This is a genomic window from Limnofasciculus baicalensis BBK-W-15 (assembly GCF_024178385.1).
GTDB lineage: Bacteria > Cyanobacteriota > Cyanobacteriia > Cyanobacteriales > Coleofasciculaceae > Limnofasciculus > Limnofasciculus baicalensis.
The window spans coordinates 1-11434 of the sequence record NZ_JAMZMM010000175.1; the positions used below are offsets into that span (position 1 = coordinate 1).

Genomic DNA, 11434 nt, shown 5'->3' on the forward strand with positions numbered 1-11434 from the left:
CCTCCCACCCCTTGCCTCTTACCTATTTTATCGATATATTAAATTTTATAAACATAAGTAAAGAAAATTAACAATATCTTGTTTCACAATACCTGGTCTGATGACTCCCTCCCTGGCTACCTCAAGATTTTCCGTAAATTTTGGCTCTCCGATCAAACAAATCGCCAAGGCTGGTTAGTCTTTGGCGCGGCATCGTTTCTGGTATCCGTCCCCGTATTTATTCAAGCACCGTTAGTTCAGCAGTTACCCCTATTGAGTTTAGCAATAACCTTGGGTTGGGTATGGCTGGGATTAAAACTCCTAAAGCGTCCTGGAACTGAGATCTGGGGAGATTTGCTGCTAGGATTTAGTTGGAGTTGGTTAGCTGGCTCGATTTATTGGGGATGGTTGCGGAGCGAACCCTCGATTCACTTACCCGTTGAGGCAATTGGTTTGCCTTTTGCCCTGTGGGGTTTATGGCGGGGGAGAGGGAAAGTGGGTAATCTATTTTACCTGGGTTCATTGTTGGGCACTGCTATAACCGATCTATATTTTTACATAGCCGATCTAATTCCTTACTGGCGTGAGGTGATGAAAGTTAACCCAGAATTAGCCAAACCCATTCTACAGGATGCGATCGCGCAAGTCCAGACCACTTGGGGCATTAGCTGGGCGGTGGTTTTAGTAATGACGCTGGGTGTAGTGGGGTGTTGGTCATTGGCAAAAAAAGAGTTACCATGGTGGGCATTTAGTGGAGCAATTTTAAGTACAATTTTGGTAGATAGTCTATTTTGGTTAGCAGCGTCTATGGCATAAAGGCAGTTTGTCTGTTGCTTATGCCAAAACTTGCGTCAGTCAGGGTAAGCAGTTTGCTTTCCGGAATAATCGATTTGGTTCCAGAATGTTATCAAATGAAATCAGTAATCAATCTTTAGTTGAACCCGTTGTTGCTTCTGTGCCTGTGGTGACTCTACGCTCCAATCCTTACTTAGTTCTCCCAACTGACACGGGTAATCGTTACCTGCCATTGGTTGGTAGTAACTGTTGGACAGTTGGGCGTGGCGATGATAATAACTTCGTCTTGCCGGATCGCTGGATTTCCCGAAACCATGCGATGTTACAGTGTACGGAAACTGGGGATTTCTATTTAATTGATTTAGGGAGCCGCAATGGCTCCTTTGTCAATGGACGGCGAGTGAGTATTCCGGTAACATTACGGAATGGCGATCGCGTTATGTTCGGTCAGACGGAGATGCAATTTCATTGTCCCTCTAATAAAACTGACGCTGACATTCACCAGCATACGAATTATGAAACCCAGACTTCCACGTTACATGTCCGGCGTTTGATGACGGTGATGGTGATAGATATTCGAGACTTTACAGTACTCACCCGTCAGCTTGATGAAAAAATCCTCTCCGCACTGATTGGTACCTGGTTCCGTGAAGCAGGAAATATTATCCGCAAATCTGGTAGTTGGGTAGATAAATATATCGGTGATGCGGTGATGGCGATTTGGTTTCATGGTTCCCAAGGAGTAGGGGATGATGAAGTTCTGAATATTTTACAAGCTGTCAGCGATCTCCATACAATGACGGTATCTTTGTCGAAACAGTATCCCCTTCCTTTTTCCTTGCGCATTGGTGCGGGGATTAATACGGGTTATGCCATGGTGGGAAATACAGGTAGTGGGGATCGCCCCGATTATACGGCAATTGGCGATACAGTTAATGCAGCATTTCGTCTAGAATCGGTAACCAAACAAATTGGTTTGGATATTGCCATGGGAGAAGAAACTTACAATTGTATTTCCCAGTTAGGAAATAATAAAATTAGCTTTAAGCAGCATACGGTAAATCTCAAGGGTTATGATGAGCCGACGATTACTTATGCTGGGACTTATGGCGATTTAGATAATTTTCTGGCAGGTCGCACTGTTCGTCAATAGGTGAGGGAGTGGGTTTTTTGGAGTGGGTTTTTTGGAGTAGGGAATGGGGAGTAGGGAATGGGGAGTGGGGTATTTGTTTCGTACTATTGACAAATATCAATAATTGTGATGTATTAGGGCAATTTTTTTTACTCCCATTACCATAATAGGTATATATACTCAAAAACCAGAAAGTTTTTGACCAACCTCCATTTTGAGAGGAGGGGGGAAAAATGAAACTCACCCTAAACGAGATATTCCATCGCCAGACTAAAGTTAAATTTCTCGTATTGCCAGCGGTTGTGTTGCTTAGTGGAGTAGTCCCCTCTGTTGCGGCACAGGAATTACCTAATCAATCGTCTAATGATTTATCGCTTCTTTGAGGAAGGAAAGAGCAAATTTGAGGAAGAGATTCAAAATCTAATCAAGAAACAACCTTCCTCTCCAGATAGTCTGCTTCAAATTGATGAAGATTTGCTCAAACAACGGAAGTTATCTGGCTGCACGAGGGACTTCCGGCTGAAATTACTGGACAAGACTTGCCAGGATCGAGGAAAATCTTGACATGAGTACAAACCGTTGAAACCTTTATGTGGCGGTAATTTCAGCCGATCTCAGTCCTGAAACCCATTTTACCAGATTTTTGGCGCTCGCCACCCATATATGACTACACATAAGGTAAAGACAACAGCAAGAATTCCTTGCCTTTTGATGATGCTGCTGCTCGTTCTTTTGGTTTAAATGGTTCGATTATCGCTAAGTATGAGGGAGGTAATATTTATATCATAGTAATTAACTGACCAGGGAAATGCTCTGCTAGGTCCCTATTGACAGCAGAAAACTATCCACTATATTCCACATTCAAAATTATCTCTATCATCGATGATTTTTTCGCTTCAATATTAGGTATATTCCCAGCGCTAAAACTGCCAAGACTTGACTAGGTTCCGGTGCGCTTGCCACATCACCCCCAGACATTTCTTCTCCTATTCCATGAGGTTTTTTCACGGGAACTTTCACCGCATGAGGCTGACTATTAGGAGCGACTCGCACCTCTTCAGTCACAGCTATAAAAGCAGTATATTTAGACAATAATCGGTAGGCTAAGGCTGTATTAGTAATAGCCGCAATGCCCTCTGGAGTTTCACCACGAAACATTTGATACATTAACTCTTTAATCCGGGCACGTCCCCAAAGTTGAGCTATTGCCGGATTTCCCTGTCCCTGGTTAAAATTAATTGGGAAGGTTTGTTCATAGACTTTTCCTCCAGCAGCAATACCCTTCACTCGCAAAATACCACTCCCACCATCTAATTTCTTGCCAAATACTACTAAGGGTTGATTGGCAAACAAATCTGGTACTCGATTGGGATAGATTTCCGGAGATCTTCCCGTACCTTCCCAGGTTAATTCTATATTAGTTAAAACAGGGTTATTCAACCGCTGCAAAAACTTATCTACCACAGGTTTAGCGGGTTCATTCTGACTGATAACTTCGGCAATTCCTTGTCCCACTTCTGCTAATCTATCGATTAAAAAGCGATTAACGGAACTTCCCACACCAAAACTATAGAGTCGATTTCCCGGTTTTAAATTCTTTTGCACTTCAGCGATAATTTCCTCATCATTACCGATTAAACCATCAGTAATTAACACAATACTGCGCAAACGTCCAGCCTTAGCAGCGGGGAAATTCTCCACAGTGCGGATACCATTCATTAATTCTGTTCCGCCATCAGCTTGGAGACGATTAATATAAGCGATGGCTTTCGCCCGATTTACTTCAGTATTCGCTAAAGGTGTGGGTGAAAGTTGAGTATTAGTATTGGAAAAGTTAATTACGGTAAAGGTATCCTGGGGATTTAACCCATTCACAAATCCCCGCATTAATTCCTTTGATTGTTCCATTGGCGCACCCTTTTGGGAACCAGAAGTATCGATCAGAAATACCACATCTTTGGGGACAATTTCCTGAGTTTGATACTGAAGGGCGGGGATAAAATAAGTAGCAAAGTGTCCCCCTCTTTCATCCGCCTGAGTTAAGACAGTAGATTGAGTTTCGTTACTCGCTACCCGATAGCGGAGAATTAAATCTTTATCGGGAATTTTGTCATCTTTATCTAGTTGTACTCGGACAATTCGTCCCTCTTGAGTGGCGTTAATTTGATGGGAGGGCGACTGAATATTAGAAATGGGTAAACCTGCTTCAATTTCTACTGTTATCCCAATATCTTGTCCATGTTTATTGCCACCAAATAATCCCAATATGGGATTAATTCTAGAAGTATCATTCACCTGTTTATTAGTAGCTTCACCGGAAATATAGCGTTCACCTACCACTGTAGGGAAGACAAATTCATAAGATCCTTCTTCAAACTTCATACTATCGGTATAGCGAATTGTTACCTGAATCTTTTCTCCAGGTTTGATATTTGCTAAAGACTGGGTAAAAATATTATCTTTCTCTTGTTCCAAAAGTGCGGCTGTTTTTCCTTGTTGCTTGGCTTCCTGATAGATTCTTTTCGCTTCTCCCCGTTTTTTAATTGTACCCCGAATAATACGATCTCCGACAATAATTTCCATATCATCCACAGCCGCTTCATCCGGTAACGGAAATACATAAACCGCCTCTAAAGGATTGTTAAAGGGATTTGTAAAGGTTTGCGTTACCTCTACCCTGGCGACATTTCCAGCAACTTTTGCCATTACTTCTGTATGTTGTAGAGGTAAAAGTTGCTCTTTTCCATCTGGCGACTGAGCGTGCAAACCAGGTGTATTTGCGATTATTTGAGGTTGTGACTGTTGGGTAGAGATATTTTGGGGTTCTACTGATTGTTTAGGGAAAGAAGTGAAATACCAGGTTCCAGCTAAAGCTAATAGTAACGTACTCCCGAATAGCCATTTTTTCTTAAAGAGTTTGCGAGGAGTCTTACCATAAGCAAATACTTCTTGAGGTGAAGCATTTAGATATTGCAAAACTTCTCCTGCTGATTGATAACGATCCTTTGTCGCACTGGGCAGCATTTTATCGATAATTTGCCCTAACTCATTACTAATCGGTGTCTTCAAATAATCCCGCCAAATCCAAATACCTTCAGTACTATCAAATAAATCAAAAGGAGGTAATTGAGTCAAAAGATGAATACAAGTGACAGCTAAACTATACAAATCGCTAGCAAAAATAGCCTTGCCTCTAGCTTGTTCCGGTGCAGTATAAGCAGCGGAACCAATTACTGTACCAGTTTTCGCTAATCTCGTTTCTGTGACTAACTTAGCTGCACCAAAATCCACTAATACTAGTTGATTACTCCCATGGCGGCGAATAATATTTTCCGGTTTAATATCGCGGTGAATTACCTGATGATTGTGAATCACCTGCAACACTGGGAGTAAATCATTGAGTAACTGATAAATCTGAGATTCATCGAAGTTTCCCTCATCAGCTAATACAGTGGCTAAGTTTTCACCTGGGATATATTCTTGCACCAAATATTGATGTCTCTCTTCCTCAAAATAGTCAAAAAGTTCGGGAATTTGTGGATGTTTGCCCAACTGTTCTAATTGTTGGGCTTCTTGGCGAAATAACTCAGATGCTTTCTGAATATTGCTCTGTTGTTGAGGAAAAAACTGTTTAATTACGCAGCGCTTTCCAGAGGATTTGTCTTCTGCTAGGAATGTTCGACCAAATCCACCCTCACCAATTGGTTTGATAGCGCGGTATTGCTCTTTTAGTAACAATTTAGAAGCACAAGACAAGCAAAGGTTAGTGCTTTCGGTATTTTCTGGTGCTTGACAATTGGGATTCAGACAGTAGCTCATATCAGTAGTTAAGGAATAGAGTAAAATAAAATGAACAATGTCGGATATATCTCCATAGATATAAATTAATCATCCGTAGCACAGACATCTTTCCTGTGGAGGGAAATAAGCAGTTGATAATACTCATCCCTCCGACAAAATATACCCACCATCAGCTTTTTTTCACAAACATCTTCCGACGGCTGAAAATCAGAATAAAAACGATCGCACCCAAACCCACAACCATACTTGGTTCCGGTACACTTACTGAATCTGAATGTTTCATCGGATTATTCGGTTGATTTAGTCCCTCTTTTCCCTTTTCTACTTTGCGATTAAAACGGTCTTTTTCTGCTTCAGCTATCCTTAATGCTTCTCGTTGTTCATCATTAACAAGGACAATCATGGAAGAATAAGGAGTGACAATTTTATAGGTTTTGGCAATAGCATGAATAGCATCAAGTTCAGCTACTTGATTTCCATCTATCTCCTTGCTCAATCCTATCACTAATTGCCGCGCTGCTATTGGCGCAAAACTTTCGCTCTCGTAGGTGTTAGTTTGATCAATTTGTAAGTCAACAATATTTGTAGCTGCTGGAATTAAACCCGCACTTTCAGAGTTTTGACTTGTATTATTACTCTGATTTAAAGGCTGATTTACCTCAATCTTTTCGACAAACCAAGCATATCCATCTACTACACTTACTACAGATGAACCTAACTTAGCCTGAGTTGCTAATCGCTGCAAAACTTCTGGTAATTTAGTAGAAATTCCCCCACCGCTATCTTGAATTGCTTTTAAAGTAGCATCATCATAAGCAGGTGGTAGTGCCCCCAAATGCACCATCCATAAAGGTGCAGATATTGCTGGGATATCTTTACTATTATCGGTTAATTCATAACTGCCTTCATCAGTCAGAACTAAAATACCATCGTAAGCAGTATCGCCTTGTAACTTTACAAACTGCCGCAGCATCTCCTTATATTGTATAGTGCCATAAAAAGTCATTTTCGCTGGCTCAAAGGTGCGGATATCGTCGATACGTTTGGGTTGAATACCTGAAGCAGCAGTGACATACAAATCGGCATCATTATTAGCACAATTGTTGTCAGAGAAGCCGTGTTTTTTCAGCCAATTAAATGTCTCTGTTAGTTCCTTATTCTGTGCCCCCATGCTGCGGGAAGTATCCAAAACTATGGCAAATTGCTGGTTTTCAGGTAAAGCATAATCTTCTTTAGTTAGAGGCTTGGCAGTGATGTGATAACCATTCTCCAAATTAACCTGATGTAATGTTAGCGGGGACGCGGTGGTTGGTGGTAAAAATGAGGGTATCCAGTTATCTGACACAGTTTTTACTACTTGTCCCCCATAGTTACGCTGGGTATTTTCTGTCCAAAAGATATTGCGTTTTTCACCTAAACTTGGCATTGCCCATCCCTCTGGTTGTCGCATCACTTTGTAAGTTAGCCAGAGGTGCATTTTGGTTGGTCGATTTGTTGAATTATTTTTCTCCCAAGATGCTAATTTTGGGGGAACAGGAAATGCCCTTAAACGATAAAGATGCGAACCTACTTGTTCAAGTAATGCCGGGTCCATGGGACGTTCTCGTCTCACTTGTGAATTATAAACCTTTTGTGCTGCACCACGTGGTGAAACTTTGAAGGGGAAACGCTTATCTCGGTTATCGCTATCACCTAACCATATACCAGTAATAGTGGCACTTTCTGGTAAGGAAAAATAGTAGAGAATTTCCTCAACAGCATTGGTTTTATTTTCATACACCTCATAGAGTTCTACCTCTGCCCAATCTCCATGTTCTTGTATCGTAATATTTTGCGATCGCAACCACACCTTTTTTTGGTTAATATTAAGTACACCAGCCTTCGCTTCATCTAAAATTGCCGTAGATTGTAAGGCATGTTGGACTGCTTTTCGTTCTGCTTTTTGCAGCGGTGCATCAAAGAAATCGGCATAGAGTTTTTCTGCCCTTTCGCTATCTGCACGAGAACCGTTGTACAAAAACGGCGACATTAGCGTATTGTAACTATTCTGTAAAAACTGACAGATTGAATCGGGCAGTTCAAAGACATCACGATACATGGCAAAGATATGGTCATTTTCTTCAATGGGGCTGATATACCGATAGGAGGACAAATAGGCATTTAGTAAGCCGCTGCGAATTATATCTGATTTTGCCAATAGTTCCTGTCGTTCTTTATCAGTTTGTCCTGAATTATCTAGTAGGTTAAATACCTTGATTTGGGGCTGTTGTTGAAAGGAAATAAAGAGAACCATCCACGCAGTTACTACAGCTAAAACACCCTGAATTGTGCGTTTTTGTCCGTACTGTTCAGCAAAACGGTGTAAGATGTAACGTGGAGATTCAATATACAAGAATGCTAGTGCGGCGGGCATTCCTACAAACAGGGTACTACTGAAACTAAACAAGATAATTAATAGAATATCTTGTATAATCCACAAGGGGTTTTCTAGGGTAAAATTAGTTAATATCAACCAATGTCTAAAGAATCCCGGAATAAATACGGCAGCAGCAGGTACAGTATAAAATAGCAGCAGTACCCCCACAAAGACACCAACTAGCACCATCAAACTATGAAAGATTAATTGTAACCAGGCAACTACTCGATTATCTTTTGCATAACCGTGCAACACGTCGAAGAGAAATGCTAGAACACACGCCATTCCAGTCCCCAGAATTAAAGTGCTAGCGGGGGTAAGTTCTCTCACTACGAATAAACGCACTAAACAAAGAGTAAATAGGGGAGCTTCTACACCATAAAATAGACGCATTAACTCTAATGGTCGTTTCCGCAAACGCCACCCTCCAATCAGGGTACAGACTGTTGGTATCACAATCAAACCAAGTAAGGGGATGAGAAATTCATTCTCAATCTCGCCAGCGACAATAGCATTAAATAATCCGACTCCAATCGCTGGCAACATCCAGATATAGACAAAGACTAAAAATGCAATATTCCACAGCCAGAAGATGGCTGCACCTAGGATAGTAAGTAGTGTTTTCATGTTGTTTTGAGTTTTTTACTTCCTTAGAGTTTGACAGTCTGAATCAAGACTTACGCAAATTTCTGATTTCCTTGTGAACTGTAAGACCAATTTTGAGTGCTTCATTCATTAATTGTCCGTAGTCATTCGCTGAATTAGTAGTATCAAAAGACATCAATACTGTGAGATTATTTTCTAAATCAGTGAATAATTCATACTTATTTGCGATGAAGTCATGATGACTCCTAATTATTTTTTCCACTCGCAAGGCATTGATTAAGCCCTCTTTTGTAACTATTAGAGCATCCAAAACTTCCTGGCGATTACTCAGATTGTTTGATTTAGTACCTGAGTGACTAACTGACTCTAACTTGTCAACGAGTTCAATAGCTTTAATGACACTATTATATTTGTCGATTTCATCCATCAACTTCGCCAGAAACTTGATTTGTTGAGCCTGTTTCCAGAGATAGGCATTCCAAACCAAAAGTCCTAATAGGGAGATGCCAACCAAAATAGTTAACAGCCGCATCTTCCCAGGCAAATCGTCTGGTAAATTGCCAGAATTACGCAGTACAATCAAGCTGATAGGTATGACAAAGATTAAGATCAGGATGAAAGTAAATACTTCCGTTAATAAAACAGACAACATCTGCCTCCCATTCCTGAGAATCAACCCTCGGTAGACATCAATAGCCAATCCAGTGCTAATATCGATATCAACCAAGGTTTCTAGTTCCTCAGTTGTAATCGGCAAGTCTCCTAAATTAGATGACATATCCTTTTCTTCCCTGCTTCAATCCCAAATTCATGACAAATCTTTCCGTCCTTTGCGTTTTAATTCAAACCTCATCCTCACTTAAAACCTAAGACATGAGAAACTACCTTGAACAGATGGACATAAACATTCCCTTCTATATCGCGAAATAGCTCAAATTCTTTGCCTAAAGTACCGAAAAAAGGTCTAAGCGTCCATCCCAATTGACTACCAACAAAAGCATAGAGGACTAACCAAGCTTTAAAAATACTATTGCGGTATTTCGCTTTCTCAGTATCTTGTTCGTTGACAAACAGCATCGCTCGATAAAAGAAATTGATGCCAATAAATCCAGTAACCGCGAAAATGACCACATTGAAAAGCTTAAAGAATTCGTAATCGTTAATAGAAAGACGAAAAAATAGCGTAATAGGAGCAAAGCAAAAGAGCATGACACTAATAATTGACATTGAACTTAGTAGCAATGCCAAGTATTGTCCGAAACTCCGATTGGAGCCGTAAATGAGATCGAAGAAGTATAAAGTAGGCAAGCAAATAATGAGCGTAATCAAATATAATGCAGGTAACTTTACCGCCGAAGCAAACATTTGCAGCAAACCATTAAACGAGCCAATAATTGCGCCATAAATGGCAAAAAATACCGAATTGCAAATCAGGAGTCCAACAATTTTGTTTTCCAGCCTCACTTCCTTGCTAATATCCAGCCAAAATTTCTCGCGATCGCGCAACAACTGCATTAATGTTGAAAAATGGTTCATACTATCCCTCTCCCCCTGTCGGGTATGACTTCAATACTCTCTCAGCCTTCTGTGAGGAATTTTTGGGAATTTACCCCAAAATTGTGATAAAACTTTACAAAGATAGGCAGAAGTGGCTATTTCTCCTCTTCCCCCACTCCCCACTCCCTACTCCCCATTCCCGACTCCCTGGCTAGCATGACTCAACGAGATCGATATCTACGCCAACTGATTGAAACAGTGTGTCAGGAGCCAAAAAACAGCCTGCGCTGGCGCAAAGCCATGAATCAGCTTCTGCTAGAAATTCAGCAACTACCAGGATTGACGAAATCCAATCATCCAGATTACGATGAGGTATTGGATGATACCTTGCTTAAATTAGCGGAAGAAATTCAGGAATTTGAACCCAAACACTCGTCCATAGAAACTAGTTTAGTAGGATGGATTAACATAAAATTACGCCTAAAATATGAAGTGCGAGAGTTACATTCCCAAAGTATAACTAGTAGTAAAAATAGATCTCATCCCCAGGGTGCAAAGGAAGAATTTAACGCCCAAGCAAGAAAACAACCCCTATCTCTAGATGTACCAATAGGAGAAGAAGGAAGTGAAACATTTGGCTCTCAACTACCTGCAAAAAGCCCTTGTAATCTTTGGGAAGTGCAATCTGCGATCGCAAAAGACCAAAAAGAGCAAGAAAATGAGAGAATAGGGATTAAACTCAAGCAATATATTGAACAAGATCCAGAAAGAAGGCTTCAAAGCTGTCATCCTCGCCCCTATCCTAATTGTAACTGCCAAATCCTAAGTCAGCGGTTACTCTTAAAATACCCACCTGATAAAATGGTTGACATAGCGCGGGATTTAGAAGTCAACTATAATACCTTAAACTGGCATTGGAAAAATCGAGGAATTCCCCTCTTACAAGAAATAGCCAAAAATTTAGGATATCAACCCGATAACGACTACTAACGAAATAATTTTTAACCTAATATCATCACCAATTACCTCCAAAAAACCTCTGCGTACCTCTGCGTTAACCTCCGCGCCCTCTGCGTTAAAAAAAAATCATCATACTCACCCCAAATTACGAACAAAATGAACACCCCTAATCTCACAATCCCCCTCAATAAAACTCCAAAAAACCTCTGCGTACCTCTGCGTTAACCTCCGCGCCCTCTGCGTTAAAA

General features: G+C 40.8%; 9 protein-coding genes. 5 read left to right on the plus strand and 4 right to left on the minus strand.

Annotation, left to right across the window (positions count from 1 at the left end):
* The first annotated feature begins 126 nt into the window (after positions 1-126).
* The 4 genes from NJ959_RS17065 to NJ959_RS17080 all read left to right on the plus strand — a co-directional run bounded on the left by NJ959_RS17065 (position 127) and on the right by NJ959_RS17080 (position 2470).
* On the plus strand, positions 127-795 hold the full coding sequence (locus tag NJ959_RS17065; protein ID WP_254012949.1) for a DUF3120 domain-containing protein: 669 nt from the start codon (positions 127-129) through the stop codon (positions 793-795).
* 145 nt (positions 796-940) lie between these two features.
* On the plus strand, positions 941-1927 hold the full coding sequence (locus NJ959_RS17070; RefSeq protein WP_444881956.1) for an adenylate/guanylate cyclase domain-containing protein: 987 nt from the start codon (positions 941-943) through the stop codon (positions 1925-1927).
* Positions 1928-2139: 212 nt separating this feature from the next.
* Positions 2140-2289 carry a hypothetical protein gene (locus NJ959_RS17075; protein WP_254012941.1) on the plus strand — a complete coding sequence of 50 codons (150 nt, stop codon included), beginning with the start codon at positions 2140-2142 and terminating at the stop codon, positions 2287-2289.
* Positions 2270-2470, plus strand: a complete 201-nt coding sequence (locus NJ959_RS17080) for a hypothetical protein (protein WP_254012942.1) — start codon at positions 2270-2272, stop codon at positions 2468-2470. Before NJ959_RS17075 ends, NJ959_RS17080 begins: the two co-directional genes overlap by 20 nt.
* A gap of 312 nt (positions 2471-2782) precedes the next feature.
* On the opposite strand, the gene NJ959_RS17085 is transcribed toward NJ959_RS17080, so the two are convergent.
* The 4 genes from NJ959_RS17085 to NJ959_RS17100 all read right to left on the minus strand — a co-directional run bounded on the left by NJ959_RS17085 (position 2783) and on the right by NJ959_RS17100 (position 10265).
* On the minus strand, positions 2783-5725 hold the full coding sequence (locus NJ959_RS17085) for a protein kinase domain-containing protein (protein WP_254012943.1): 2943 nt from the start codon (positions 5723-5725) through the stop codon (positions 2783-2785).
* Positions 5726-5876: 151 nt separating this feature from the next.
* The gene (locus NJ959_RS17090; RefSeq protein ID WP_254012944.1) at positions 5877-8750 is read right to left on the minus strand and encodes a TIGR02921 family PEP-CTERM protein; all 2874 of its coding nucleotides are present in this window, start codon (positions 8748-8750) and stop codon (positions 5877-5879) included.
* A gap of 43 nt (positions 8751-8793) precedes the next feature.
* Positions 8794-9507 (minus strand): hypothetical protein, encoded by a 714-nt coding sequence (locus NJ959_RS17095; RefSeq protein ID WP_254012945.1) that lies wholly within the window; start codon positions 9505-9507, stop codon positions 8794-8796.
* Positions 9508-9584: 77 nt separating this feature from the next.
* On the minus strand, positions 9585-10265 hold the full coding sequence (locus tag NJ959_RS17100) for an actin-binding WH2 domain-containing protein (protein ID WP_254012946.1): 681 nt from the start codon (positions 10263-10265) through the stop codon (positions 9585-9587).
* Positions 10266-10442: 177 nt separating this feature from the next.
* Between NJ959_RS17100 and NJ959_RS17105 the strand changes: the two genes are divergently transcribed.
* Complete coding sequence (locus tag NJ959_RS17105; protein ID WP_254012947.1) at positions 10443-11216, plus strand: hypothetical protein; 774 nt, start codon at positions 10443-10445, stop codon at positions 11214-11216.
* The last annotated feature ends 218 nt before the right edge of the window (positions 11217-11434 follow it).